Origin of the sequence: Sphingomonas sp. SKA58 (assembly GCF_000153545.1) — a bacterium.
GTDB classification, from domain to species: Bacteria; Pseudomonadota; Alphaproteobacteria; order Sphingomonadales; family Sphingomonadaceae; genus Sphingobium; species Sphingobium soli.
In genome coordinates this window covers 151,222-176,558 of record NZ_CH959309.1, presented here as the reverse complement: position 1 = coordinate 176,558, position 25,337 = coordinate 151,222, and the positions used below count along the sequence as shown (strand labels likewise).

Genomic DNA, 25,337 nt, shown 5'->3' with positions numbered 1-25,337 from the left:
GCCCTAGTGCGTCATGACATTGTCGGCAACCGCCCCGGCTACGACGGTCAGATCGGGTTGCGCCACCGCTTTTCCTATCAGGATCAGCGTCGGGCGATCCTGGGCAAAGGACTCGATCACCAAAGGCAGCAGGTCCAGCCGGGTTCGCAGCATCTGCTCTTGCGGCAGGGACGCGTCGCACGTGATGAGCGCTGGGGTCGACCCGGGCAAGCCAGCGGCGATCAGGGCGCGACTGAGTTCGGGCGCGGCATCCCGGCCCATATAGACCGCTAGCGTGCTGGTCGGATCGGCCAGCGCATTCCAGTCCAGATCGAGCGCCTGCCCACGCCGACTGTGCGCGGTGACGAACTGAACGCGGCGGGCGATACCCCGGAGAGAAAGGGACACGCCCGCCGACGCCGCCACCGCGCTGGCGGCCGTCACGCCGGGGCAAATCCGAACGCGCGCGCCGATCGCACGCAGGGCGGACATTTCCTCGGCTGCTCTGGCGAACATGGCTGGGTCGCCGCCCTTCAGGCGCACGATGCGCCTGCCCGCCAGCGATGCGGCGACCAACATCTGGTCGATCGTCAATTGATCCTTCGAATGGCGGCCGGATCGTTTGCCTACGCTTACCCGCTCGACACTGGAGGGGATCAGGTCCACCACGCCCGGCCCGACCAGCGCATCATAGAAGACGACCTCTGCCGCTGCGATCAGCTTCTCGGCCTTTCGCGTCAGAAGGTCGGGATCGCCGGGGCCAGCCCCCACCAGCCACACGTCTCCGGGCGCGATCAGGTCATTCCGCGGCATCAAGCGTCTCCTGCATGGTCTGGGTAAAGATGGTCGCGATCGCGGGGCGGCACGATCCGCAATTTGTGCCCGCCCCAAGTGCGGCGCCGACAGCGGCGACATCCATCAGATGCTGGTCGCGGATCGCAGCGACGATCTGGTTGAGGCCGATGTCGAAGCAGACGCACACGGTCGCGCCTTTGTCGGGCTGACTGCCCGGACCACGTGCCGCGAGCACCGAACCACCCACGTTGACCGCTTCCAACTGCGCGATCAGCCAGTCGCGGGAGGGCAGGAGGCCGGTGCGCGTCACGAACAGGACGGCTTGCAAACGGCCTTCGTTGATGCTGGCGACGCGGCGCGTGCCCTTCGCCCGGTCCAGCGCCTCGACCCGCTCGCCATGAGGAAGCAATGCCTCGAGCCGAGCGGGATCGCCGTTCCCGGCTACTTCGAACAGGGCGCCCCCCGGCACGGTGATTTTGGTGGCCCACAGGCAGGGGATGTGCGGGAAGGTCTCTCCCCGCAGGATCAGGAAGCCCTTCCATTCGGTCTCGACCCGCGTGACGCTGGCGGGCGTGGACTTGAAGCCCGGCTGCCCCGAATGTGGGTCCACCAGCGGACGCGGCAGGAGCCCGGTGCGCCCGCCGCTGCTCGTGCGATCGGTCCAGTGGATCGGCGTGAAAATCTCACCCACACGCTGCCCTTCGTTCAGGGCGACGCGAAAGACGCTGTTCCCCTGCGCAGTATCGACCCGCGCCAGATCGCCATCGGCAAGCCCCAGCGCCGCCGCGTCCTGCGGATGGACTTCCACGAGCGGCTCTTCACGATGCCGCGACAATTTGGGCGACAGGCCGGTGCGGCTCATCGTGTGCCACTGGTCGCGATAGCGCCCGGTGTTGAGCGTCATCGGCCAGTCCTTGAGCGGCGGCTGCACGTCCATTTGTCTGGTCAGCACCAGTCGCGCCTTGCCCTCGGGCGTGGCAAACGAGCGATCGGCAAAAGGCCGACCGCCCCACCGGAACGGCTCCATCGCCTCATAGGCTTCGTTGCCGATCGTCGCCTTGTCCTTAAGGTTCAGCAATCGTTGCCCGTCATTCTGATAGGCGGTCAGGCGCGCATGTTCGCGCCATATGTCGGCGGGCCGGTCATAGGCGAAGGCGTTGGCCCACCCCATGCGACGGCCCACTTCCTTCACGATCCACCAGTCGGGCTTTGCCTCACCCGGCAGCGCCATGAAGGGACGCTGGCGGCTGATCGTGCGGTCCGAATTGGTGACCGTGCCGTCCTTCTCCCCCCATCCGGCGGCGGGCAGGCTGACATGGGCGTGCGTGCTGCTGTCGGTGTTGGCCATGATGTCCGACACGACGAGGAAGGGGACAAAGGCCAAAGCGTCGCGTACGCGGCCTGCGTCGGGCATCGATACGGCGGGGTTGGTCGCCATGATCCACAGCGCCTTGATCCGCCCTTCGTCCACTGCGCGAAACAGATCGACGGCCTTCAGCCCCGGCTTGGTCGCCATGTTGGGCGCGGCCCAGAAGCGGCCCACGCGCGCCACATTGTCCGGCGCAAAGTCCATGTGCGCCGCAAGGGTCGAGGCAAGGCCGCCGACCTCGCGCCCGCCCATCGCATTGGGCTGCCCGGTAATCGAAAAGGGTGCCGCGCCCGGCTTGCCGATGCGGCCGGTGGCAAGATGGACGTTGATGATCGCATTGACCTGATCGGTCCCGCGGATCGACTGGTTCACGCCCTGGCTGAACAGTGTGACGGTGCGCGGTGTCGCGGCGAACATTTCGAAAAACTGCTTGATGAGCGCGGGCTCGACATCGCATGTCTGCGCCGTCGTCCAAAGGTCATGACCGTTCCGGATATGCTCCCAGAAGCCTTCTGGCGCGGTGATCGAGCGCTCGATGAACGTCCGGTCGATCGTCCATGTCGCATTACACCAGGCCAGCAGCCCGTTCATAAGCGCAACGTCGGTTCCGGGGCGGATGGGCAGGTGCAGGTCCGCGCCTTCGCAAGTCTCGGTGCGGCGCGGGTCGATGACGACCAGCTTCGTGCCGCGTGCCGCCCGCGCCGCCTGTATCCGCTGATAGACGATCGGGTGGCACCAGGCGGTGTTCGATCCCACCAGGACGATGAGGTCCGCCGCGTCGAGATCGTCATAGCTTGCCGGAACGATGTCTTCGCCGAAGGCGCGGTTATGCCCCGCGACCGCGCTCGACATGCACAAGCGGCTGTTGGTGTCGATATTGGCCGACCCGATGAAGCCCTTCATCAGTTTGTTGGCGACATAATAGTCTTCGGTCATCAACTGGCCGGAGACGTAGAAGGCGACGCTGTCGGGGCCGTGGCGATCGATCGCGTCCCTGAAGCGCTTTGCCACAAGGTCGAGCGCCTTGTCCCAGCCCGCCCGCTTGCCCCCGATCATCGGATGCAGCAACCGCCCCTGAAGACCGACCGTCTCGCCCAGATGCGTGCCCTTGGAACAGAGGCGCCCGCCGTTGGCCGGGTGCGCCTCATCCCCCCTCACAGAAACCAATCGCGGGCCGGTCGGCGTCGCGACGATGCCGCAGCCGACGCCGCAATAGGCGCAGGTGGTGCGGACCGCCTCTTGCATCAGGCGGCCGCCTGCATGGCGTCGGGCTGCGCGATCAGGATGCGGCCGCCCTCCTGACGCACTTCGATGACAGGCGTGCATCCCTCGTCCGCACCCTGCGCCTGCCCGGTCCTGAGCGCGATGTTCCAGTTGTGCAGCGGGCAGGCGACGCTGTGCCCATGCACGATGCCCTGGCTGAGCGGCCCCTTCTTGTGCGGGCATTCGTTGACCAGCGCGAAGACATGATCATCACCTGTGCGGAACACCGCAAGATCCTTCTGCCCCGCGATCTGGACGGTGCGGGCACCGCGCTGGGGGATGTCGTCCAGCGTTCCGATGTCAATCCATGTGGTCATGTCGTTCACTCTGCTGCGATGGCGAAGGGGGCGATGGGCTGGTGCAGTTCGGCGTGCTGGCCAGCGGCGCGCTCTGCCCAAGGATCGTCCTGCGAAAAGCTCTGGGCATAGAGGAAGCGGGCGCGCAGGGCTTCCCGACCGGCGGCGTCTTCGACGATGCGCTGTTTTACATAGTCGACGCCGACGCGCTCGATCCACGGCGCGGTGCGTTCGAGATAGCGGGCCTCTTCGCGATAGAGCTGGATGAAGGCGGCGCAGTAATCCAGCGCCTCCTGCTCGGTCGAAATCTTGCACAGAAGGTCGGTGGCGCGAACGTGGATGCCGCCATTGCCGCCGACATGCAGCTCATAGCCTGAATCGACGCAGACGACGCCGAAGTCCTTGATCGTCGCCTCCGCGCAGTTGCGGGGGCAGCCCGACACGGCGATCTTGAACTTGTGGGGCATCCACGATCCCCAGGTCATCCGCTCGGCCTTGACGCCAAGGCCGGTCGAATCCTGCGTGCCAAAGCGGCACCATTCGGACCCGACGCAGGTCTTCACCGTCCGCAGCGACTTGCCATAGGCGTGGCCCGAAACCATGCCCGCGGCGTTGAGGTCGGCCCAGACGGCGGGCAGATCCTCGCCCTTGATCCCGAAAATATCGAGCCGCTGACCGCCCGTGACCTTGACCATCGGCGCGTTATATTTCTCGACCACATCCGCGATCGCGCGCAGCTCGCGCGGGTTGGTCAGGCCGCCCCACATGCGCGGGACCACCGAATAGGTGCCGTCCTTCTGGATGTTGGCGTGCATCCGTTCATTGACGAAGCGGCTTTGCTGATCGTCGTGATAGACGCCGGGCAGCGCACACAGCAGATAATAGTTGAGCGCAGGGCGGCACGACGAGCAGCCATCGGGCGTCGACCAGTGCAGCTTCTGCATCACCTCGGGGATGGAGCGCATGTCCTGCGCCACGATCTCGCGCCGAACGTCGTCATGAGTGAAGCTGGTGCATTTGCACATCGTCTTGGGACCGGACTTCACATCATCGCCCAGCACGACGCTCAGCAGATTTTCGACAAGGCCGGTGCAGCTGCCGCAGCTGGCCGACGCCTTGCACGTCGCGCGCACGGCGTCGAGGCTGGCATTGCCCGCCCCGATGCACGCCACGACCTGCCCCTTGCTGACGCCGTTGCAGCCGCAAATCTCGGCATCGTCCGAGAGCGCCGCAACGGCCGCCTTAGGGTCCAGCGCGCCCCCTCCCTGGGCGAAGGCTTGTCCGAAGATCAGCATGTCGCGAATATCCGCGACATTTTCCTCGCGTTTGAGCAGGTCGAAATACCAGCCGCCATCGACGGTATCGCCATAGAGCACGGCGCCGACGACGCGGTCGTCCTTCACCACGACGCGCTTGTAGATGCCACGCGATGCGTCGCGCATCACGATGTCCTCGCAGCCATCTCCGCCCGAAAAGTTGCCAGCGGAGAACACGTCAAGGCCCGCGACCTTGAGCTTTGTGGATGTGACCGAGCCGCGATAGCCGCTGTGCTGATCGGTGAGGCCATCGGCAAGGCTGCGGCACATGTCCCACAGCGGCGCGACGAGGCCATAGACATTGCCGTCATGTTCGACGCATTCGCCGACCGCCAGGATGTCGGGATCGCTCGTCACCATATGATCGTCGACGCAGATGCCGCGATTGACGGTGAGGCCCGCCTCGCGCGCCAGCGCCGTCGCGGGGCGGATGCCCACCGCCATGACGACGAGGCTGGCGGGGATTTCGCGACCGTCCTTCAGGCGGACGCCCTCGACCTTGCCGTCGCCATAGATGGCTTCGGTATTGGCGCCCGTCAGGATCGTCTGGCCGCGCGCCTCCAGCGCCGTCTTCAGCAGCCAGCCCGCCGCCTCGTCGAGCTGCCGCTCCATCAGCGTGTCCATGAGGTGGATGACCGTCACTTTCATACCGCGCAGGGTCAGGCCATGCGCCGCCTCCAGTCCCAGAAGGCCGCCGCCGATCACCACCGCGCTGCCGCCGCCATTGGCCTTCCCGGCTTCCGCCGCCGCCAGCATGGTGTCGACATCCTTCATGTCACGGAAGCTGATGACGCCCGGCAGATCCTTGCCCGGCACCGGGATGATGAAGGGGTCTGACCCCGTCGCGATCAGCAGCTTGTCATAGGAGACGCTGCGCCCGCTCTGCGCCGTCACGCGCTTGGCGGTGCGGTCGATCGCCGTCACCGGGTCGCCCGAGATCAGCTCGATGGCGTTGTCGGCATACCAGGCGGCATCGTTGATGACGATCTGCTCGAAAGTCTTTTCCCCCGCCAGAACCGGCGACAGCATGATGCGGTTGTAGTTCACATGCGGTTCGGCGCCGAAGATCGTGACGCGATAGCGCCCCGCGTCGCGCGCCAGCAGTTCTTCGACCGCACGGCATCCCGCCATGCCGTTGCCCACCACAACCAGATGTTCGCGCGGGTCGGGGGAGGTGACGAGAAGATCGTCAACGCGCTCCGCGACCGGAACAGTCTCACGCTGAAATTCCATCCCAGTGCCTTTCGGAAAACAAAAAAGCCGCCATCCGGACCATCGGTGAGAACCGAGAGTCTGGATGGCGGCTTTGCCATCATATCGTGCCTTGCCGACCCGTCTGTGGATCGTCGCGGCTATGTGAAGGAGGACATCCTTGTCCCTTGCGTCGCAGCATAGGACGAATCGCTAGGTGGCTCAAGCGATTCGTCGCGATGCTTTCAAATCAGATGGCCCAGTCCGCCTGAAGCCAGACTTTGTTCGTGTCGGTCGCCAGCGCTCGCGCATCATAATGGGCGTAGCGCACCGACAGAGCCGTCTTTTTCACCTTCGCGGTCGCCAGAAGATCGACCTCATTGCCATAATGCTGGTCGAGCCTATCGCTGTCGAACCTGTGCCAGCTTGCCGTCAGGGTGATGGCCGACAACCTGCCCCACTTCTTCCAGTCATAGCCGCCGCCGACATAGAGGTCGCGCACGCCGTTGGCGGGCGTGGTCAGGAACTTGTCGGCCCATCCCTGAAACTTGAAATTGGTGCCGAGCGGCGTCTGAAAGCTGGTGAAGGGTCGTCCGTTGTCGGCGCCTAGCACTTCGTAGCCGCCATTGAGCTTCCACCCCTTCACGTCCAGCGTGGCGTCCGCCAGCCAGTAATCGGCGCTATAGTCGTTGGGATTGCGATGATAGTCGGACTGGCGCGCATAGCTGAGCTGGTAGCTGAGCTTCGCCGCCTTCGACAGCGCCTTCGCGCCGGCGAGCCGCACGCCGTAGGTCTGGCTCGACAGGCGATATGCCTGCACCGCCGCCTCATCCTGATTTACCAGATAGGCAAAGCCCGTCATCGTGCCGATGGGCGTCGTGTAGGAAAGATTGGCGAGGATATTGTCGCCGCTCACCGCCTGCTGCCGGGCACGTGTCCCCTGAACGCCCCAGATCGACCTGACGCTCCAGGCATAGGCGACGTCCAGCTTCAGGCCCTTTACCGGCGTGAGTTCGGCCCGCACTGCATCGAACGTCTGCGCATTGTCGCGGAAGGCGACATTGCCGACAAAGCGTTCGTCATCGAGCACGATCTTCTGGCGTCCCGCCGTCAGGGCGACCGCCTTCGTCTTATATTGAAGCTGCGCGATGTAGAGCGCGACATTTTCCGGATCGGCGACGATCGGCCGTGTCGGCGCGCCATTGAGGCCGTCATAATAATGATCGACGATCGCCAGCGTCCCTTGCCCGACGATGGAGGCGGACAGCGCGCCGCTGCTCGCGGTAAGTCCGGCGCGGGCGCGGACCGTAAGGGCATCGGCCTTCTCTTGCGGCAAGCCATCCTGATCGACATGCTCGTAGCGCAGTCGTGCTTCCGCGAGCGGCTTCAGGGCAATTGTCTGGGCGCAAGCGGGGCGTGCGACGACCAGCGCGGCCGCGGTTACGATAAAAACCTTCATGGGATGCGTCCCCCCGGACGAATGGTGAAGCGATGAAACCGGGGGCGGCAAAAGCTGCGCCGCCCCCGGTTTCAGATCGTCAGATGCGCGCTCCGGTGCTCCAGGTCGCGCGCCACCGGGCCTTCACCGCCGTCAGGCCCAGCACCGCCAGAACCGCAAGTCCGGCGAAGATCAGGAAGCCGGGCGCGAAGCTGCCGGTGATCTGCTTTGCCAGACCCAGCGAGCTGGCGAGGTAGAAGCCGCCGATCCCGCCGGCCATGCCCACCAGACCCGTCATCACCCCGATTTCCGGCTGAAAACGCTGCGGGACGAGCTGGAAGACCGAGCCGTTACCCGTGCCCAGCGCCAGCATGGCGAGGACGAACAGGCCAAGCGCACCGGCCAAAGTCGTGGCATAGCCCACGCCCGCCAGCGCCAGTGCCGCGACGATATAGACGATCGTCAGCGCCTTGACCCCGCCGATCCGGTCAGCAAGCGCGCCGCCCAACGGCCGCACCAGCGATCCGGCGAAAACGCAGCCTGCGGTGCAATAACCCGCAACGATCGGCGTCAGGCCGAACTGGTCGGTGAAATAGATGGGCAGGCTGGCGGCAAGTCCCACGAAACCGCCGAACGTCACGGCGTAGAAGGCCATCAGCCACCAGGCATCAGCCTGCTTGAGTGGCGTGAAATAATCGACGATCTTCTTGGGTGCGGGCGCATTGGGCGCGTCCTTGGCCATCAGCATATAGGCGACAAAGACGATCGTCAGCGGGATGCAGGCGAGGCCAAGCACGGCATTCCAGCCGAACATCTTGGCAAGCACGGGAGCAAAGAGCGACGCAAGCACCGTTCCCGAATTGCCCATGCCCGCCAGGCCCATCGCCTTGCCTTGATGTTCCGCCGGATACCAGCGGCTGGCAAGCGGCAGGGCGATGGCGAAGCTTGCGCCTGCAAAGCCCAGAATGACGCCCAGCGCCAGCGTACCGCCAAAGCTGTCGACGCCCAGCGCCCAGGCGCAGAACAATCCGGCAATGACGATGATTTGGCTGATCGCGCCCGACCGCTTCGGTCCGATCCGGTCGACGAGCAGGCCGTTGACGACGCGCAGCAAGGCTCCGGCAAGCGTCGGCGTCGCGACCATCAGGCCTTTTTCGGCGGGCGTCAGCATCAATGTCTTGGAAATCATCGGCGCCAGCGGCCCGAGCAGAACCCACACCATGAAGGCGAGGTCAAAATAGAGAAAGGCGGCGATCAGGGTCGGTGTGTGACCGGCCTTCCAGAAACTTGTCGCGGGCGCCGGCGCGGCGCCAGTCTGTTCGCGGTCCCAATAAGCGGTTGCCATGGTGCTTCCCCCATAAATGGAAAATAGACACGAAAAAAGCCGCAGCCCGGACGTCACCCCTATGGGCAAGTCCGGTCAGCGGCTCTGCTGCGATAGAAATTGGGGATGGCGATCCCACCTTTGGGACAGCGCATCGATATAAGCGCGCTTCGTCGCGCGACTCCTATAGTCTTATGGAATCTGCAGGCTGTTGCAAAGCACAATTTTCGCCCGGGAAATCAACGCGTCTGCGAAAATTCCGCGAGATATGCCTCGATTCGTTCGGGATCGAAAATCCGCCCGTCGAAGAAACGGTCGGGGCCAAGGGTCAGGTCTCCCCGACGCGATCCGACTGCAAGCGGCAGCTGGACCGCGCCCTCCACCTTCATGCTCGCGCCGGGCATTGCCACATCTCTGCCCGTCAGCGCGCGCCGGAAAATATCGGGGCGAAAAACCGCCGCAGCGCGGGTCGCCGTTGCCGGGTCATGATCCACCATGCCCCACCGCACAAGCTGCGAGTAGATCCACAGCGCCTGACTGCGCCATGGAAAGGGCGTCGCTTCCCGGCCGAACAGGATGAAGTCGGGACTGGCCAAAGCCGGCTCGTGCGGCCGCGCCATAATCTGGCCGGCAAGGGCGCGCCGGATAAGATGCGCCGGCTGGTCGATATAGCGTGGATCGGAAAGCAGCTCGGACAGCCTGTCGTGACTGGCCGGATCGTCGCACCATGCGGCGGAGCGTGCCAGGGCGCGCAGCAACCTGTCGACCGTTTCGGGATTCTCCTCCATCCAGGCTTCGCGGAAGGCCAGAACCTTCTCCACGCCGCGCTGCCAGATGCGTTCGCCGATCGCCGCCGCCTCGGCCAGTCCGGCTTCGACCGCTGCGCTGCCCCACGGTTCGCCCGCGATAAATCCGTCGATTTCCCCGGCCTGCATCGCCTCGACCGTCAGCGACGGCGGCAGCACGCGCAGCACGACATCCTTGTCCGGATCGACGCCCGCGCTCGCCAGCCAGTAACGCAGCATCAGCGAATGGCTGGAGAAGCGATGGACCACGCCGATGACGGGTTTGCGCCGCCACAGGCCGATCGCTGCGGCAAAGTCGTGCGCAGTGCCCAGCGGATCGGCCAGACGCGCCGCCACATCGGGGTCCAGCGCCTTTGCGAAGTCGTTTGCCATCACCAGCATGTTACCGTTCACGTTCAACTTGTACGGCGCGGCGAGGGGGGCGGGCTGCTGGCTGAGGCCCAGCGTGACCGCAACCGCCAGCGGTGCCAGCATCTGCGCGGCGTGAACCTGCCCGTAAATCATGCGGTCGCGCAGCGTCGCCCAGCTCGTGCTGCGGACCAGATCAAGGTCGATACCTTCCTCTTGCGCAAATCCCTGCTCGCGCGCGGCGACCAGCGCGGCTGAATCGGTCAGGGGCAAAAAGGAAATCTTCACTGTCGTCGTCATGCTCCCCCTCCCAACAGGTCGCTGGCGGTAATCAACGCTTGCGCCACGTCGACGATTTTCTTGCCCTGGTTCATCGCGGTCGATCGCAGCAGCGTATAGGCATCCTGTTCTGACATGGATCGCTGGTTCATCAGGATGGACTTGGCGCGATCAATGACCTTGCGCTCGGTCAGGGCGGCGCGCGCATCGTCGCGTTCGGCCTGCATCCGGGCAAAGGCATTGAAGCGGCGCACCGCCAGTTCCAGCACCGGCTTCACGCGTTCCTTGCGCAACCCGTCGACGACATAGGCGGATATGCCCGCGTCGATCGCCGCACCGATCATGGCGTCGTCCGACTGATCCACGAACATCGCGATCGGCTTGGCCAGCGCCCGGCTGACCATCAGCATTTCTTCCAGCGTATCGCGGCTGGGGCTACCCAGGTCCATCAGGACGACATCGGGCGCCATGCGCTCCAGCCTCGCAACGAACGCGCCGCGCGGCGGGACAATGTGGATGTCGTCATAGCCGGCATCGCGCAGCCCGTCTTCCAGAACGGACGCGCGCAGCCCGCTATCGTCGATAATGACAATCCGCATGACGTCCCCTTTGGGCGCGACAATAACGTCCGGTCAGGCCGGTGGGAAGCGGAGGCCAATGCCGGGAAGCGTGATTTTCTGGCCATACCCATGTGTCCGACCGTTTAGGAAGATGCGAGGCGCTGCCGCTTCTGCCGGAAGCAGACCTTCATGACAGTTGATCCTAGCAGCTGGGATTGGTCGCTTGCTGCTGGTAAAGTATTCTGTTGTTGTCCTGCAGATCTTAGCGACCCCACACAGATTACTCAGATATGGCTCGCATTTCAGTCGCGGGAGACCCCCTCCTCATTCATCCTCCGACAAATGCCGCATGCCAGCGAGCAGGTCAGTCTGCGTAATGAGCCCCGCTAGCGTGCCGTTGCTCCAGACCACCACGGCATGATGGTGCACACCATCGGACAGCAGCGGCACCAGCGTAGCAGCCGGCCTGTCCACCGCCACCAGGCACGCGCCCTTCAGCATGACCTCCCGCACCGTTCCCTGTGACGCTGGCGCGAGCACATGGCGCGGGACCAATCCGATCACATGATCCTTCTCGTCCAGCACGGGCAGAGCCGAGACGCACCGTTCGTCCATCAGCGCGAGGGTCGGCGCGATCTCGTCGGTGGCGCGGCAGGTGATCACGTCGCGCGACATGATGTCGAAGCACAGCGGCAGCGGCTTGCGCCGGGCGAAGGCTTCAGCTTCGACTGCGCGCAGCAGGCTGGCAAGATCCTCGGCCTCGATATCGGGCCGGTCTTCCAACCGGTCGAGCACAGCTTCGACGTCGCTGTCGCTGAAGCCGGTTCGCTCGGCGGCAGGTTGGTCGCTTGTGCGGGGACTCGCAGTTGAGGCAGTTTCGGCCCGATGGGGGTAGCGGCTGCCGGCCAAATTGTTGAAAGCTATGCCAAGCCCCACCAGCAGCAGCGAGTTGAGCCCGACCGGAAGAAGCGCAAAGGCAAAGCCTGCCTCTCGCACGGCATCGCCGCCGAAAGCGGCGAACAAGGCCACGGCCCCGCCCGGCGGGTGAGTGCAGCGCAGCAGCTGCATGGCCAGAATGGCCGCACCAGCGCCAAGCGATCCCGCCACGAGCGGATCGGGGAACAGCTGCACGGCGGATACGCCAAAAAGCGCCGAAACGAAATTGCCGAGCAGTACCGCGCGCGGCTGGGCAAGCGGGGCGGCTGGCAGGGCGAAGACCAGCACCGCCGATGCCCCCATCGGCGCCACCAGAAATGGCAGCGCCGAGGGATCGGGAAGCAGCCAGGCTGTGACAAGCCCGGTCAGCGCGAGAGCGATTCCCGCACCGATCGCCGAACGGGCCGGATGCATGCCGGGTTGACGCCAGAAGGCGGGGCTTTTCAATCGATGCAACGGATAGGGGCCTCTCAGGCGGCCAGCAATTCGTCTGCCGGTCCGAAGAATTCATAGTGGATGCGACTAGCCGCTACACCAGCCTGCGAGAGTGTGGCAACCGCGTGACGCAGAAAGGCGCGGGGCCCGCAGATGTAGTAGTCCGCTTCGGCAATGGGCGTGTTGGCCACCAGCCATTCGTCGGTGATGATCCCGGCGATGTCGTAGTCGCGCCCCGCCACTTCGTCGCCCAGCGGGTGCTGATGAAAGTCGGTGACACTTACCAAACCGGCGCTCGCCGCCAGTGCCTGGACGTGATCGCGCATTGCGTGGGTGGTACGATCATGTGTGCCGTGGACATAGTGGATCGGCGCGGTGCCTCCCTTCGCCACGAGCGCCTCCAGCATCGCGACCATTGGCGTCAGACCCACTCCGCCCGACAGCAACACCACCGGTCGTTCGCTCGTATCATCAAGGAAGAACTCGCCCGCCGGAGCTGCGACCTTGAGTCTGCTGCCGACGCCCGCAGTATCGTGAAGCCAACCCGAGGCCAGCCCCTGTGGTTCGCGCTTGACCGAGATGCGATAGGTCTCGCCATTGGGCGCCGCGGAAATCGAATAGTTGCGCTTCACTGACGGATGACCGGGGATGTCGAACCAGAAGGTCAGATACTGGCCGGGCTTGTATGCCATTACAGGGAGCCCATCGGCGGGGCACAAGATAAACGAGGTGATGACCGCGCTTTCCGGCACGACTTCGACCACCTTGAACTCGCGCCAGCCGCTCCAGCCTCCGTCGGCCGATTGCTGTTCCGAATAGAGCCGATCTTCACGCGCGATCAGGATATTGGCGAGGAACCAGTAGGCTTCGCCCCAAGCAGCGAGAATCTCATCGGTCGCAGCATCGTCCAGCACCGCCTTGATCGCGCCGAGCAAGGCATCGGCGACATAGGGGTAATGCTCGGGCAAAATCTGCAAACCGACATGCTTTTGCGCGATGCGCTCCACCGCCGGCGCGAGTGCCGCGAGGTTCTCGATGTTGCTCGCATAGGCAAGGATGGCCCCGGTCAAGGCGCGCGGTTGCGATCCCGCATCACCGTGGTGCGACTGGTTGAACAAGGCGGCGATCTCGGGGTTCTGGAACAGGCGGGCATACATTTCGTGCACGATGGCGAGGCCATGGGCTTCGAGTGCGGGGACCGTGGCCTTGACGAGCGCGATCGTCTGCTCGCTGAGCGGCTGCGACATGGAATTCTCCTGAGATGGAAAGGTGGTTCGGGAAGGGGGCAGGTCGTGGTCAGAAACCGGGTGGAGGCCGGTCCCAGAAATCGACCTGCATTTTCATCGTGCCCAGTGGCGTGACGAAATGCGGTTGTTGCGGCTCGATCAATCCGGGCCGATCAGGGGTAAGGATCACCTCGCTGGTTGGATCGAGATAGGTGAGCCGGAGCTCTCCCTCGATCACCCGGATCACGCCCCACACGCCCGCCTTGGTATCGTGGCGGGCGCGCAGGGCAGCGGGCAGGCTATCCTGATCGAACACGGGGGTGGAGCGATAGGGGCGCGGTTTTGACATGGTCAGGCTGCCAGCCGGATATCGTCCGCGTGCTCGGGATAAGGAGCAACACTCAGCGGTGCAGGCTTGCCCGCCAGTTCATCGGCAAAGCCGTGGTTGACGTCGCGATGATGCGCTTCGTCGGCGCGGACCACCAGCACCACGTCGCGCAAGGTGGCCGTATCGGGCAGCTTCCAGTAGCGACGGGCGATCATCGGGGCGGCGACATCCGGGCTGCGACCCTCGTCGATCTCCTTGAGGTAGAGAGTGTAGCTGATCACGGCCTCCTCCTCGAAATAGCCGACCACGCGGTGCGCGGTCCGTGCGCTCACCAGATAGAGGCCGAAGAAGGCGAGATAGAACGCCCACTGCACCAGCAGAATCACCAGCCGCTCGAACAGCGACGGCTGGGCGACCTCGATGAAGGTCATCAGGTGCATCCGCTCGTTCTCCGCCTCTTCCATCAGGGTGCGGATCCAGCCGTTGTCACCCTGCATCCGGCGCAGGCACCTGAGGTGAGTGAGTGTGGCGCCGACCATGCCGGGCACGGCGGCGACGGTTTCGAGCACGATGGCGCGATGGCCGTAGCGCTTGGCGAAGAAGGTATCGGCGCACAAGCGCAAGACCTTGGTGAAGCCGAGCGCGATCCGATCACGCAGGTCGCGCGGGGTGTGGTGAACGGTCAGATCGACCAGCGGAATGTCGGTCATGGCAATATGCTCCTTTTCAGGCATGGTCCGTCGCGGCTGCTGTGGGGCTGCCGGGTCGGTGGGAAGAGGCGGGCACTGGCTGGGCTTCCAGCCGGAAAAACATCGCGAGCTTCAGGCTCTCGGCGATCCGCGCGGCCTTGGCCTGCAAGGCAGCAGCGGCTTCGGGGGCCATCAGTTCATCGGTGGTCTCGGCCCAGAGTGCGAGCCAGCGCTCGAACAGGGCGGGGGTGATGCGATCGCGATGCTTCACATGCGCAGGCACCGGCTGGCCCTTGTAGCGTCCGCTGGTGAGCATGACGGAGGACCAGAAGGCTCTCAGCTTCTCGAGATGTTCGGGCCAGTCGTGGATGGCATCGTTGAAGATCGGGCCGAGTTCTTCATCGCAACGGACGCGGGCATAGAACGCGTCGACCAGCCGGGTGAGGCCGGGTTCGGTTATGTCGAGTGCTGGCATGGCTGCGACTCCAAATCATGTATCTAGGATGCATCTATACTGACGCTGAAAAACATGCAATGAGAATACATGATTATTTTTGCGGAGCTGCGATGCGCCTGACGCGCTACACCGATTATGCCATGCGGGTGCTGCTATACCTCGGGCGGCAGCCGGGCGAGCTGGCCTCGATTGCAGTCATTGCGCGCGCCTTTGCCATTTCGCAGAACCACCTGATGAAGGTGGTCAACGATCTGGTGAACGCGGGCTATCTGGAAAGCGTGCGCGGTCGCAACGGCGGGATCCGCCTCGCCCGCCCGCCGCACGAGATCAACGTCGGCGCACTGGTTCGCCAGACCGAGGACGATTTCGATCTGGTTGGCTGCGGGGCCTGTGTGATTGCCCCGGCCTGCGGCCTCACTAGCGTGCTCGACGAGGCGCTGCTGGCATTCCTCAAGGTACTCGACGGCTACTCACTGGCCGACGTGCTGGCGCGCAAGGGCGATTTTTCACACCTCCTCGCGCCTGTGGATGCATGAATTAGCAGGTAATTCTCTCTGCACAGTGCTCATAGTTGATCAATCAGTCTTGCAGCGGCGAAACGCCGTGGACGACTTGCACTCCCAGCTGTCCGAACAGCGCGTCAGTTCCTCTAGCAGCAGTTTTCAAGACGCTAGAACGGCGACTTTTTGCTGACGGTCGTTGCACCCGAATGTTGGAATTTCGTGCGAGTTGTCGACAGACCGTCCTGCGTTGATCGGAGGGGTGGTTCTGGCGAAAGCTGCCGATTGCAGACCCACGGGCTAGCGGCGCAAGCTGATCGGCACGAGCCAAGAGGCATTTCCACATTAGGCCGGCAATCGTTCTTCAGAAGGCCAATTCTGGCCATCGGAGAACGAACATGGACATGCCTGAGAACACACTCGCATCCCACAAGCGTCAGGTCTGGAACGCGGGGCGCACTGTCGGTGCCAAGCGGGCGCTGAAGCCGAAGCAGATCTGGGAGATCCGCTTCTACCTCAACCAGCGCTGCCGCTTGCGAGATCGAGCTCTCTTCGACCTTGCTATCGACAGTAAGCTGCGTGGCTGCGACCTCGTGCAGATCAAGATTGGCGATATTGTCAGCGGTGGACAGATTCGCACCCGCGCAATCGTGATGCAGCAGAAGACCGGACGACCGGTTCAATTCGAGCTGCTGCCAGATACCCGCACCAGCTTGCTCGCATGACCGTGGACGCCGGTGTCGATGCCGAGGCCCTGGCACGGGTCATTGCCGTTCTCACGCGATGATACCGCTGCCACCTTCCACCCGGATCTATTTGGCCTGCGGCGCGACCGACATGCGCAAGGGCTTTGACGGCCTGGCAGTGCTGGCCCAGCAAGTGCTGGAGCAGAGTCCACATTCTGGGGCGCTATTTGCCTTCCGGGGCAAGCGTGGCGATCTGGTGAAGCTGCTCTGGTATGATGGCCAGGGCCTATGCCTGTTTTCCAAGCGGATGGACCGTGGCCGGTTCGTCTGGCCAGTGACGAAGACGGGCAAGGTCGGCCTGACCTCTGCACAACTTTCCATGCTGCTTGAAGGCATTGACTGGCGACGCCCGGAGCGGACAGCCGCGCCGCTGCTGGCGGGCTAAAAAGTACGGATTCCTGTGGGTTTATCTGGCATCGATGGTGCCGCTTTGATACTATTCCAAGGTGTCGGATCGAGGCTCTTCCCCCGTCGATAAGGACGCCCGCATTGCCGAGCTGGAGGCAGCTCTGGCGGCCCGCGACACGCTGATCGATACCTTGCGTTTCCAACTGGCCCAGCTCCAGCGGCTCACCTTTGGTCAGTCTTCGGAGAAGCTGTCCCTCCAGATCGAACAACTCGAACTCACCCTTGAGGAGTTGGAAGGCGAAGCCGAGCTTACCGACATCCGCAAGGTCCAGGCGGATCAGAAGGAGCGACCGGCGCCGGTCCGTGCCTTGCCGGCGCATCTGCCGCGGGCCGAACGCCGGATTGAGCCGGAAGCAGGCACCTGCACCTGTCCTTCCTGCGGAGGCGCCCTGCGTCCGCTCGGGCAAGACAGCGACGAGATGCTCGATGTCGCGCCGGTGCAATGGCGCGTCATCCGCACTGTCCGTCCTAAATATAGCTGCCGATCCTGCGAGCAGATCGTGCAAGCCCCGGCACCCGTAAAGGCGATTGCCCGGGGCAAGGCCAGCTTCGCCACACTCGCCCATGTCATCGTCGCCAAGTTCGATCATCATCTCCCCCTCTATCGCCAGGCCGAGATGATGGCGGCACAGGGCCTCGATATAGACCGATCGACGCTGGCAGGCTGGGCAGCACAGGCCGCACATCTGCTCGACCCGATCGTCAGTCGCATCCGGGAAGAAGGGATCAAGGCCGGCAAGATCCATGTCGATGACACGCCCGTGCCGATGCTGATGCCCGGTAAGGGCAAGACGGTGCAGGCAAGGCTCTGGGCCTATGTCGTCGATGATCGTGCCGCTGGCGCATCCACGCCCGCGCTGGCCTGGTATCGCTTCACCCCTGACCGCAGCGGCGTCCACGCTTACTTTCTATCTCAATCAGCGGCGGCACCTGCGAGATCGGGCGCTGTTCGATCTGGCGATCGACAGCAAACTTCAAGGCTGCGACTTGGTGCAGATGAAGATCGGCGACCTTGTCAGCGGAGCGCGGATCCGAACGCGGGCAATCGTAATGCAGCAGAAAACAGGGCGGCCCGTTCAGTTCGAACTGCTGCCAGATGCTCGAGCGAGCTTGCTGGCATGGCTCGAACGCCGGGGCAGCACGGTGGACGATTAGCCGACCTGCCCTTAGCCCGTTCTATGTAACCCCTCCAATTTAAAACCCGAATGTTTGAGATCGGACCATCACACGGCAAACAGCTGTTTTTCGGCATGGCCGGTTTGGGGTGCGCGCCTGTGGCTGCGGAGCACCCGACTTAGGCGCATTGCGCCCCCGCTCGGCGCGGCTAGACCGGCAGCTTTTTGGGGGGCCGGACATTCACAGGTCCCGCCGTTAACGACCGGCTCTGGTCGACAACTGACGGCTCTGACGACGCGCGGCTTCAGGAAGCGCTTATTGCGATAATACAGTTATCACATAAGCAGATTTGACCGTTCTTTATAAGGTGAGCTACAAGGGCCGCTGAGGAGCGTGGCGCAGGATGGGCACCGAAACCGGCTTAGAAGGGTCAGAAAACGCTGTGGCGGCGCCTGAGGCGATCCTGCCAACCGTTAGCGCGCCGGCCGACCTTGCCTGGACGATCGTGCAGATGCGCGCGGGCGAGCGCATTGCCGTCAACGAGGCGCTGATCGCCGCCTATCAGGCCGCTTCGTCGCCTCACAGCATCCGCGCGCTCAAGTCCGACATCGAAGCATTCGACAGCTGGTGTCGGCGCACCAACCGGATCGCGCTGCCGGCGACGGCTGAGACCGTGGCCGATTATCTGGATGCGCGGGCGGGGAAGGGGAGCCGTCCAGCGTCGCTATCCCGCTACAAGGCGTCGATCGCCAAGATCCACCAGCTGCTCGAGCTCAAGGATCCGACGCCGGCGCCGCTGGTGAAGCTGCGGCTCCAGACGGTGCGCCGCGAGAAGGGGGCTGCGCAGAAGCAGGCGCGGCCGCTGCGGTTCAAGGGCCCGGTGCGCGACGTCGAGCGCGACAAGGCGCGGGGGCTCAACATCCGCGCGCTGCTCGAGAGTTGTGGCGAGGATCTGCCGGGGCTGCGTGATCGGGCGCTGCTATCGGCCGCTTATGACACCGGGCTGCGCGCCTCCGAACTGGTGGCGGTCGCCATTGAGCATATTGAGGAGGCGATCGATCCCGAAGCGCGGCTGCTGCAGATTCTGCGTCATAAGGGCGATCAAGACGGGGAGGGGGCGACCGCCTACCTCAGCCCGCGCACCGTCGCGGCGATCGCGGCGTGGACCGAAGCGGCGGGGATCACGACAGGGCCGCTGTTCCGGCGGGTGCAGGTGCGGCGCTACAAGGCGCGGGCAGCCGTGCGCGGTCGGCCGATCGACAGCATCTCGGGCCGGGAGACGTGGGATCTGCGCAAGACGCTGTCCAAGCCGGCGGTGAAGGCGCGCGTCGAATATGACATCGGCACCGTGGCGCTGCACCCGGGCTCGATCGGACCAATCTTTCGGTCGATCATCGGCCGCGCGTTCGACCGTGGCGCGCTGCCCGATTTGACGGCGGACGATCTGGCGCGGTTGCTGAAGGGGATCAGTGCGCACTCGACGCGGATCGGGCTCAATCAGGACCTGTTCGCCAGCGGGGAGGATTTGGCCGGCATCATGGACGCGCTGCGGTGGAAGTCGCCACGAATGCCACTGAGCTACAACCGTAATTTGGCCGCCGAAGCGGGCGCCGTCGGCCGCCTGATGGACAGGTTGAAATGACCGCGCCCGGTATCGACAGCTGCTCCCTAGCCCCTTTGTATTTCGAGGCCTTCTTTGGTGCCAGCACGGGGCGGTGCAACGGCTTTCTTAGATTGTGCCCAAGGTGTTGTCTAATCGCGAACCGCTGAGCAAGCACCTTTTCGCAACATCACTGGGCTGCCGTGGCGGGATGACAGGCAGCTGCAGTCATAAAGATCGACAGGCTCGGTACCCTGGCGCCTTTAAGGTGGGCGCTGCCAGGAGCATGGTTGTCTGCGCGGTCGACATGTTCCGCCGCATGATGGGTTTCGCAAGAGAGGCCTTCCAGTGTGGTGCGCGCATTTTGCCGACAGTAATTGCAACTGGAACGTTGTTGGACGGAATGGCCTGACCAACGTCCCGACGAGACGACCGGGCGCCGGATACCGGCGTGATCGGCTATGGTTTTTCCTTCTAGCTTCCTCGTGAACTGGTTTAAGGCTTTGCGTTTGCTGACCTGTCGAACAGCTCGCCAGTCTTCAGCATCTGATGCATTATGACTGCCAGCTTGCACGCGTCGCTCTGGTGCCCCGCAAACGAGCTGCTTCCCGAGCTCTGCGGTCTGGCTGCGCATGCTGCGCCATGCTTCGAGGATGGGCAAGATGATCCGCTCCAATGCAGCATTGGTGCTCAAAAGGCTCCGGACGTGCCCTTCAAAGACTCGTCCGGAACCCTTGGGAATGATCAAACCGAATCAGCAACGGAAGTCGATAATGCATTGCAGCGTCACTTTTGGCGATTATCTGATCCGTCGATCCTCCGTCCCGTTAGCAGGCCTTTGGCGCCCTTGCCTTCGAACTTGAACTCGAAGTCTCTCCAGGTTTTCCTCCAGCGTCGCGCCACGTATCTTTCTCCTGGTCTTGCTGCATCATCGAGCATGATAAGGCCTCCCGGTGCGATACGTTCGAAAAGGCGTTCCGCCATTCCTCGGGTAAAGGGATGTATTGACCAAGGCGGTCCATCTATGACAAGCAGATCAATTGTCTTTGGAAGGTGATGCAAGACATACCATAATCCAGGCCAGGCCTTGTCCCGAAAGTTCAGCGGAGCATGGCTGAAACTTGCCGACAGGTGGTGCTCAGCGAGCCAAATGCCCATCTGCTCAACGAACGGTTCATACTGATCGTAGCTGTATAAATGCCCGCCACCGTGAAGCGACAATGCTTTGGCGATAACCAGCGAAGTTACTCCGGAACCTAATTCCACAACATTTTTCGGTTGTCGGACTTCAATCTCATCAACAATCCTGTGAAGAAGGTAAGTGTCTGCTTTCCAGCTGCCAAGATGAGGCAAGGCGTCCTGTTCAAGGTTTATACGCTCAAGAACAGCATTTTTTTCAGCTTTGTTTCCCCCATAAAGGCTTTTCAACAGCCAAGGCCATTGGATGAGCGCAAAGAATAGCTGGAACAGGGTTTCGCCCTTTGTGCGCGCGGTGCCTGTTTCCTGCGGCATCTTTTTGGCCAGCATGCCGGTCAGATTTTTGGTCGTCAACTTTCGTCACCTTCGTTATGGATAGCAGTCCAGTGAGCGAGGCAGCAGCCAGTTACCGAGTGTCATCTTAGGCAAACCCACCAATGTATGGCGCTCTGCACAGCAAGTCGTCCGACCCTCGATGATCTGGAGCAAAATCTCTTCTCCCATGCTCGTCCCTCTAGGAGGTCGACTGGCGCCCTAAAAAGCCGAGAATTGCGGCAGAAAAGGCGTCGTTTGCATCGCCTGCGACCATATGCGTGGCATCGATTATGTCGGTATATTCAGCATGCGGCGCCAATTCGCGTAGATGTTCGACAGCGCCTTTCGAGACAAGATCACTAGATCCGCCCCTGATCAGATGAAGCGGTAGCGTCAAATTAGCGGCAGCCTTGTATAATATATTGACTTGCTGCTCCTGATGCGCGGTATCGCTGCAATGTGCAGCCACCATATTGCTAATAAATGCTGGATCCCAGTGCCAGTAATAGCGGCCATCCTCTTTATGCCGGAGATAGTGCCGCAGGCCATCACCCGCTCTGCGCTTGCGACGATGAGGCATGTAGCGCGCAATGACTTGTGCAGCTTCTTCCGGAGACGAAAAGCCAGTCTCGACATGTTCTTGCATGAAGCTGACCACCCGCATCACGCCGCCCGGATCGATACGCGGGGCTATATCTACAAGAGTGAGCGACGCGAAGCTGCCTGGGGCGAGGTCTCCTTCGGCTATCATTCCGGCAAGGCCGCCAAGGGAGGCGCCTACCAGAGCCGGTTTGCGATCCATTCTTGATGCTACCGCGACGAGATCGGCCGCAAAGTCGCGCACGTCATAGGCACCTGCGCTCGACCAGTCGCTGTCGCCATGCCCACGCATGTCGATAGCGATAGCGCGAAACCCCGCCTCGACCAGATCTTGCATTACCCGCTTCCAGGCGCGGCGAGTCTGACCCGCCCCGTGGGCAAGCAAGACGGGCATCGCCCCGCACTCGCCCTTCACTTCAACAGCCAGGCTGATACCAGCGGCTCCATCGATTGTGCGATTCTTCCCGGTCATCCACCAGTCTCGGTCTTGCAGGCCCGATTGAAGATAAACCCCTTAGTCCATTTTTGGCGTTGCCTTTGCGCCACTTCAGGACGTTGCATCCACACACGCGCGAAGAATTGAGAGGGTCGTTCTATCGTCCTGACTTCGTGCTTCACAGAAGCTGATTGCGCGCCTGTGCATGAAGACGAGGGTTGGTCCGTTCCTGAGCGGTCGATCGCGATCATCTATTTCCGTTCCTCAGTCGTGGGCCGGTAGTCAGGTAGTTTGGGAGATCCCAAGCCTTCCCGGTCAATCTTCTTGGCCGCATCGCCCACGCGTCGAACTGGTTCGCGAACGGAGCGGGCGGTTTCGGCGATTTGTTGCGCATCCCCTTCCAATTGCCTGATCCGGGGCCGTGCGTGTGCAATGGATAGGCCCAGAGACCGGGCCTTGCCTTCGGCATCATGCAAGGGCCGGCCGAGGCTGTCGCGAAGACCGCCCCGCGATGCCTCGAGCCTCAGGCGAAGCCTCTCCGCGTCGTCTCCCGCCCGAGCCATCACATTCCCTAGAGAATGGATCCTGTCTTCCTGCAGGACCTCCGCCGCGATTTGACTGGCATCGCTTTTCCAGTCCCGCGAGCGCAGCGCGAGTTGGCCAAGACGTTCCTCGATTGATCGCTGACCGGCAGGGTCCAGCTTCTTTGAGATGCTCTCGGCACCTGACGATATCTTGGCGATCATCTCGCCTGGATTGAGATCACCGCTCAGGAGACCGCCGGTCTTCACTGGCACAAGCGGGAATGGCTGTCCCGCTTGAACTGTAAGTGCCGGTTCACGCTTGTTGCTTCCCGCCAGGCTTATTTCTGCCGATCCATCGAAGAATGATTTATCGATCGACGCTGTCACGCCGCGATGGAGTAAGATGTCCTTGGTAAGGACGAACCGGACCATCACCGTACCCGGATTTGAAGGTTGGAGCCGGACCTGGGTTACTTTCCCGACGGGAACACCAAGAAGGTTGACGCCCGATCCGATTTGAACGCCGTCGACCGATTGTTTAAACTGCACCTCATACGTGGCCCCGTCAGCCTCACGCGACTGGATGAGCCACAGGGTGAACCCAATGACGGCGGCTATGAGCAGGCCGACAACAAGGCTCACCTTCAACCAGTTCGAACGCGTTTCCATGCGACCTAGAAATCCTGGAGCCGGCAGCGCGACAAATAAGCTTTGACTTTTCGCGAGATTTGGAACGTGATCATCGCCGCTTCACTCGTTCGCCAATTGCCAGGGCAATGGAAAGCACCGCCAGCAGCCCGGCGATCATCGGTTCCGAGGCGAAAAGGATTGCAGCACATATTCCCAATGCTGCGGGGTAGAGCTGGGGAGTGGCTCTGCTGTTGCGCTCATCGCCGCGCAATCGTTCAAGATCCCTGGGTGCGATACTGACGGTGATAGACCCGGTACGCGCAACTCTCTCGATCTGTCCCACCAGGCTCGGCGTTGACAAGGCGGCTCTTCCAAGCGCTGCAAATAGCTTGCCCGCTTCGCCACGCAATCGCGCAGGACTCGTTCGCTCGCGCATCAGTTCCTTTGCCAGCGGAGCCAGTTCTCGAGTGATGTCAAATGTCGGATCGATGCGCCGGACAAATCCCTCTGCTGTGAGCAGCGTCCGGAGCACCAGTGCCAGATCGGGCGGGAGCGCGAGATGAAAGTCGCGCAGTATCGCAAAGACCATCTTGAAAATGTCGGTAAGGTCAATTTGCTCCAGCAGAACATTGCTGAAACGGTTGATCAGTTCGTCCAGGGCCTCTTCCAGCCTGACACGGTCAACATCAGGGTCGCCCGCCCAAAGCAGCAGAATATCGACGACCCCGCTTGTGTCCGCCGCCGCGATCGCCAGGCCAAGCCGTACCAATTCCTCCCGGCGTCTCGGCAGAAGCGTCCCCACCGCTCCGAAGTCGATAAGCGCCAGCGTTCCGTCCTCCAGGAAAAAGACGTTGCCGGGGTGGGGATCGGCGTGGAAATGACCATTGATGACGATCATGTGGAGGATCGCCTGCGCATAGGTGCTGGCGAGGCTCGTGAGATCAAGGTCGCCCTGCCGTGCCGCCTCCAGATCGCTTGCCGCGAGGCCTCGAAACCGCTCCTGTATGTTGACACGCCTGCCGGACAACTCCCAGTCGAAGCGAGCCGTTCGCACGCCGAAAGCTTTGAGATACTCTCCGATCGTATCGCTGGCGCGAGCTTCCGCGCCGAGGTCCATTTCCCGATCGATACTTTCAGCGAAGTGGCGCAGCAGTTCGTCCGGCTTGAGTCGCGCGATCTCGGGGATGCGGCGCTCTGCGATCCGGGCGACGCGGCGCAGCAGCCGAAGGTCGGCGTCGACAATCCGCTCGATCCCGGGACGACGGACCTTGACGATAACGTCCCGGCCGTCGAGCAGCGTTGCTGCATGGACCTGAGCGATCGAGCCGGCCGCAATCGCTTCGTCTTCAAACGAGGCGAAATAGCTTTCCACAGTTCCGCCGATCGCCTCTTCGATAAGTGGTCGCACGGTGGCGAACGGCAGCGGCGGAACCCGGTCCTGAAGTTTCGAAAGCGCATCGATCCAATCGGGCTCCAACAGATCACTTCGCATTGCAAGAATCTGCCCGAACTTGACCGCCGCAGGACCGATATCTTGCAGCAGCGCAACGACTGCTTCTGGTCGAGCGCTATCAAATGGTTCCTCACCACCCAGTCTGAGACCTAGCCGGGAGGCCATTCCCTTGAGGCCATGTCGCCCGAACAGAAGCAGGATTTGTGCGAACCGCTCCCGCTCCTTCAATGCGACCGCTTCAGGCCCGTCCATCAAATGAGGATCAGCCATCGTTATGTGCCTTGAGCGTGGGGACCCGACCTTGGCGGAAGCCAGCTTGCGTTTCGAGTTGATCCACGACCTTGTCGAGGTGAAGGATCGCCCTATCCAATGCTTCCAGTTCTTCCGCGGTCAAGCTGCCGAAGGTCTTTGCCACAATGCCATCGTAGAGTGGCAGGGCCTGCTCCAGCATCGCCCTGCCTGCGTCCGTGATTTCCACGAGCTTTACACGGCGGTCCTCTTCAACGGGCGAGCGTGTGACCAGACCATTCTGCTCCAACCAGTCAATCGCCTGGGTTACCGTGCGCGGGGCCTGATCGAAGAAGCTTGCAATATCGGTTGAGCGGCTGGGTTGCTCGGCGAGATATACTAGCAGCTTAAGACGGGCCATCGATGCACCTTGGGACGCAAGGTGCGCGTCGATCAGCCGCCGCATTCTGTACCAGGTCCAGCCAAAGGCCGTCGCGAGCGCGCGCAAATGAACTTCCTGAGGTTCCATATGTTATGTCCTTGCTCAAT

22 protein-coding genes and 3 pseudogenes are annotated in these 25,337 nt (G+C 62.7%); 6 read left to right on the top strand and 19 right to left on the bottom strand.

What is annotated here, in order from left to right; translation table 11 throughout:
- Positions 1 to 3: 3 nt before the first annotated feature.
- From cobA to SKA58_RS18915, 13 genes are all read right to left on the bottom strand, one after another.
- A complete protein-coding gene (gene cobA, locus SKA58_RS18975; RefSeq protein WP_009824063.1) occupies positions 4 to 792 on the bottom strand; it encodes a uroporphyrinogen-III C-methyltransferase in 789 nt (262 codons plus the stop codon).
- The gene (locus SKA58_RS18970) at positions 779 to 3,388 is read right to left on the bottom strand and encodes a nitrate reductase (protein WP_009824062.1); all 2,610 of its coding nucleotides are present in this window, start codon (positions 3,386 to 3,388) and stop codon (positions 779 to 781) included. The genes cobA and SKA58_RS18970 overlap by 14 nt, the downstream gene beginning before the upstream one ends.
- A complete protein-coding gene (gene nirD / locus SKA58_RS18965) occupies positions 3,388 to 3,723 on the bottom strand; it encodes a nitrite reductase small subunit NirD (protein ID WP_021224520.1) in 336 nt (111 codons plus the stop codon). The genes SKA58_RS18970 and nirD overlap by 1 nt, the downstream gene beginning before the upstream one ends.
- A 5-nt stretch (positions 3,724 to 3,728) precedes the next feature.
- A complete protein-coding gene (gene nirB, locus SKA58_RS18960; RefSeq protein ID WP_009824060.1) occupies positions 3,729 to 6,251 on the bottom strand; it encodes a nitrite reductase large subunit NirB in 2,523 nt (840 codons plus the stop codon).
- 208 nt (positions 6,252 to 6,459) lie between these two features.
- Positions 6,460 to 7,668 carry a hypothetical protein gene (locus SKA58_RS18955; protein ID WP_009824059.1) on the bottom strand — a complete coding sequence of 403 codons (1,209 nt, stop codon included), beginning with the start codon at positions 7,666 to 7,668 and terminating at the stop codon, positions 6,460 to 6,462.
- Between the two features lie 79 nt (positions 7,669 to 7,747).
- On the bottom strand, positions 7,748 to 8,992 hold the full coding sequence (locus SKA58_RS18950) for a nitrate/nitrite transporter (protein WP_009824058.1): 1,245 nt from the start codon (positions 8,990 to 8,992) through the stop codon (positions 7,748 to 7,750).
- A 218-nt stretch (positions 8,993 to 9,210) separates the two neighbouring features.
- Positions 9,211 to 10,425 carry a CmpA/NrtA family ABC transporter substrate-binding protein gene (locus SKA58_RS18945; RefSeq protein ID WP_009824057.1) on the bottom strand — a complete coding sequence of 405 codons (1,215 nt, stop codon included), beginning with the start codon at positions 10,423 to 10,425 and terminating at the stop codon, positions 9,211 to 9,213.
- Positions 10,422 to 11,003, bottom strand: coding sequence for an ANTAR domain-containing response regulator (locus SKA58_RS18940; RefSeq protein WP_009824056.1), 582 nt, complete (start codon positions 11,001 to 11,003; stop codon positions 10,422 to 10,424). Before SKA58_RS18940 ends, SKA58_RS18945 begins: the two co-directional genes overlap by 4 nt.
- A gap of 285 nt (positions 11,004 to 11,288) precedes the next feature.
- Positions 11,289 to 12,314 (bottom strand): HPP family protein, encoded by a 1,026-nt coding sequence (locus SKA58_RS18935; protein ID WP_009824055.1) that lies wholly within the window; start codon positions 12,312 to 12,314, stop codon positions 11,289 to 11,291.
- A gap of 56 nt (positions 12,315 to 12,370) precedes the next feature.
- Positions 12,371 to 13,582, bottom strand: coding sequence for an NO-inducible flavohemoprotein (gene hmpA, locus SKA58_RS18930; RefSeq protein WP_009824054.1), 1,212 nt, complete (start codon positions 13,580 to 13,582; stop codon positions 12,371 to 12,373).
- Between the two features lie 49 nt (positions 13,583 to 13,631).
- A complete protein-coding gene (locus SKA58_RS18925; RefSeq protein WP_009824053.1) occupies positions 13,632 to 13,910 on the bottom strand; it encodes a DUF1971 domain-containing protein in 279 nt (92 codons plus the stop codon).
- 2 nt (positions 13,911 to 13,912) lie between these two features.
- Entirely contained in the window at positions 13,913 to 14,599 is a 687-nt protein-coding gene (locus SKA58_RS18920; RefSeq protein WP_021227573.1) for an alternative oxidase, read from the bottom strand.
- A 16-nt stretch (positions 14,600 to 14,615) separates the two neighbouring features.
- On the bottom strand, positions 14,616 to 15,053 hold the full coding sequence (locus SKA58_RS18915) for a group III truncated hemoglobin (RefSeq protein ID WP_009824051.1): 438 nt from the start codon (positions 15,051 to 15,053) through the stop codon (positions 14,616 to 14,618).
- A 92-nt stretch (positions 15,054 to 15,145) separates the two neighbouring features.
- Between SKA58_RS18915 and SKA58_RS18910 the strand changes: the two genes are divergently transcribed.
- The 6 genes and pseudogenes from SKA58_RS18910 to SKA58_RS18890 all read left to right on the top strand — a co-directional run bounded on the left by SKA58_RS18910 (position 15,146) and on the right by SKA58_RS18890 (position 19,447).
- Complete coding sequence (locus SKA58_RS18910) at positions 15,146 to 15,571, top strand: RrF2 family transcriptional regulator (protein ID WP_009824050.1); 426 nt, start codon at positions 15,146 to 15,148, stop codon at positions 15,569 to 15,571.
- Between the two features lie 362 nt (positions 15,572 to 15,933).
- Positions 15,934 to 16,254, top strand: a pseudogene (locus SKA58_RS18905) (integrase); the annotation flags it as partial.
- A gap of 64 nt (positions 16,255 to 16,318) precedes the next feature.
- Positions 16,319 to 16,666, top strand: coding sequence for an IS66 family insertion sequence element accessory protein TnpB (tnpB, locus tag SKA58_RS18900; protein WP_009824048.1), 348 nt, complete (start codon positions 16,319 to 16,321; stop codon positions 16,664 to 16,666).
- A 61-nt stretch (positions 16,667 to 16,727) separates the two neighbouring features.
- Positions 16,728 to 17,588: pseudogene (gene tnpC / locus SKA58_RS18895) on the top strand (IS66 family transposase); the annotation flags it as partial.
- Positions 17,506 to 17,841, top strand: a pseudogene (locus SKA58_RS20445) (integrase); the annotation flags it as partial. The pseudogenes tnpC and SKA58_RS20445, both read left to right, overlap by 83 nt.
- 367 nt (positions 17,842 to 18,208) lie before the next feature.
- Complete coding sequence (locus SKA58_RS18890; RefSeq protein ID WP_009824046.1) at positions 18,209 to 19,447, top strand: integrase; 1,239 nt, start codon at positions 18,209 to 18,211, stop codon at positions 19,445 to 19,447.
- Positions 19,448 to 19,595: 148 nt separating this feature from the next.
- On the opposite strand, the gene SKA58_RS20160 is transcribed toward SKA58_RS18890, so the two are convergent.
- The 6 genes from SKA58_RS20160 to SKA58_RS18865 all read right to left on the bottom strand — a co-directional run bounded on the left by SKA58_RS20160 (position 19,596) and on the right by SKA58_RS18865 (position 25,317).
- Complete coding sequence (locus tag SKA58_RS20160) at positions 19,596 to 20,153, bottom strand: hypothetical protein (RefSeq protein WP_176489146.1); 558 nt, start codon at positions 20,151 to 20,153, stop codon at positions 19,596 to 19,598.
- 38 nt (positions 20,154 to 20,191) lie between these two features.
- The gene (locus SKA58_RS18885; protein ID WP_021245286.1) at positions 20,192 to 20,956 is read right to left on the bottom strand and encodes a class I SAM-dependent methyltransferase; all 765 of its coding nucleotides are present in this window, start codon (positions 20,954 to 20,956) and stop codon (positions 20,192 to 20,194) included.
- A gap of 160 nt (positions 20,957 to 21,116) precedes the next feature.
- Positions 21,117 to 21,989 (bottom strand): alpha/beta fold hydrolase, encoded by an 873-nt coding sequence (locus SKA58_RS18880; RefSeq protein WP_021245287.1) that lies wholly within the window; start codon positions 21,987 to 21,989, stop codon positions 21,117 to 21,119.
- Between the two features lie 215 nt (positions 21,990 to 22,204).
- Positions 22,205 to 23,146 carry an MlaD family protein gene (locus tag SKA58_RS18875; RefSeq protein WP_009824042.1) on the bottom strand — a complete coding sequence of 314 codons (942 nt, stop codon included), beginning with the start codon at positions 23,144 to 23,146 and terminating at the stop codon, positions 22,205 to 22,207.
- Positions 23,147 to 23,216: 70 nt separating this feature from the next.
- Complete coding sequence (locus SKA58_RS18870; RefSeq protein WP_009824041.1) at positions 23,217 to 24,830, bottom strand: ABC1 kinase family protein; 1,614 nt, start codon at positions 24,828 to 24,830, stop codon at positions 23,217 to 23,219.
- Positions 24,823 to 25,317 carry a MarR family winged helix-turn-helix transcriptional regulator gene (locus SKA58_RS18865; protein WP_009824040.1) on the bottom strand — a complete coding sequence of 165 codons (495 nt, stop codon included), beginning with the start codon at positions 25,315 to 25,317 and terminating at the stop codon, positions 24,823 to 24,825. The genes SKA58_RS18870 and SKA58_RS18865 overlap by 8 nt, the downstream gene beginning before the upstream one ends.
- Between the last annotated feature and the right edge of the window lie 20 nt (positions 25,318 to 25,337).

Coding starts and splice junctions, on each gene's coding strand:
- cobA (WP_009824063.1), bottom strand. CDS start 792: ATGCCGCGGAATGACCTGATCGCGCCCGGAGACGTGTGGCTGGTGGGG.
- tnpB (WP_009824048.1), top strand. CDS start 16,319: ATGATACCGCTGCCACCTTCCACCCGGATCTATTTGGCCTGCGGCGCG.
- hmpA (WP_009824054.1), bottom strand. CDS start 13,582: ATGTCGCAGCCGCTCAGCGAGCAGACGATCGCGCTCGTCAAGGCCACG.
- SKA58_RS18865 (WP_009824040.1), bottom strand. CDS start 25,317: ATGGAACCTCAGGAAGTTCATTTGCGCGCGCTCGCGACGGCCTTTGGC.
- SKA58_RS18920 (WP_021227573.1), bottom strand. CDS start 14,599: ATGACCGACATTCCGCTGGTCGATCTGACCGTTCACCACACCCCGCGC.
- nirB (WP_009824060.1), bottom strand. CDS start 6,251: ATGGAATTTCAGCGTGAGACTGTTCCGGTCGCGGAGCGCGTTGACGAT.
- SKA58_RS18945 (WP_009824057.1), bottom strand. CDS start 10,425: ATGACGACGACAGTGAAGATTTCCTTTTTGCCCCTGACCGATTCAGCC.
- SKA58_RS18870 (WP_009824041.1), bottom strand. CDS start 24,830: ATGGCTGATCCTCATTTGATGGACGGGCCTGAAGCGGTCGCATTGAAG.
- nirD (WP_021224520.1), bottom strand. CDS start 3,723: ATGACCACATGGATTGACATCGGAACGCTGGACGACATCCCCCAGCGC.
- SKA58_RS18880 (WP_021245287.1), bottom strand. CDS start 21,989: ATGACCGGGAAGAATCGCACAATCGATGGAGCCGCTGGTATCAGCCTG.
- SKA58_RS18925 (WP_009824053.1), bottom strand. CDS start 13,910: ATGTCAAAACCGCGCCCCTATCGCTCCACCCCCGTGTTCGATCAGGAT.
- SKA58_RS18890 (WP_009824046.1), top strand. CDS start 18,209: ATGGGCACCGAAACCGGCTTAGAAGGGTCAGAAAACGCTGTGGCGGCG.
- SKA58_RS18950 (WP_009824058.1), bottom strand. CDS start 8,992: ATGGCAACCGCTTATTGGGACCGCGAACAGACTGGCGCCGCGCCGGCG.
- SKA58_RS18940 (WP_009824056.1), bottom strand. CDS start 11,003: ATGCGGATTGTCATTATCGACGATAGCGGGCTGCGCGCGTCCGTTCTG.
- SKA58_RS18970 (WP_009824062.1), bottom strand. CDS start 3,388: ATGCAAGAGGCGGTCCGCACCACCTGCGCCTATTGCGGCGTCGGCTGC.
- SKA58_RS18935 (WP_009824055.1), bottom strand. CDS start 12,314: ATGCATCCGGCCCGTTCGGCGATCGGTGCGGGAATCGCTCTCGCGCTG.
- SKA58_RS18910 (WP_009824050.1), top strand. CDS start 15,146: ATGCGCCTGACGCGCTACACCGATTATGCCATGCGGGTGCTGCTATAC.
- SKA58_RS18955 (WP_009824059.1), bottom strand. CDS start 7,668: ATGAAGGTTTTTATCGTAACCGCGGCCGCGCTGGTCGTCGCACGCCCC.
- SKA58_RS18915 (WP_009824051.1), bottom strand. CDS start 15,053: ATGCCAGCACTCGACATAACCGAACCCGGCCTCACCCGGCTGGTCGAC.
- SKA58_RS18875 (WP_009824042.1), bottom strand. CDS start 23,146: ATGGAAACGCGTTCGAACTGGTTGAAGGTGAGCCTTGTTGTCGGCCTG.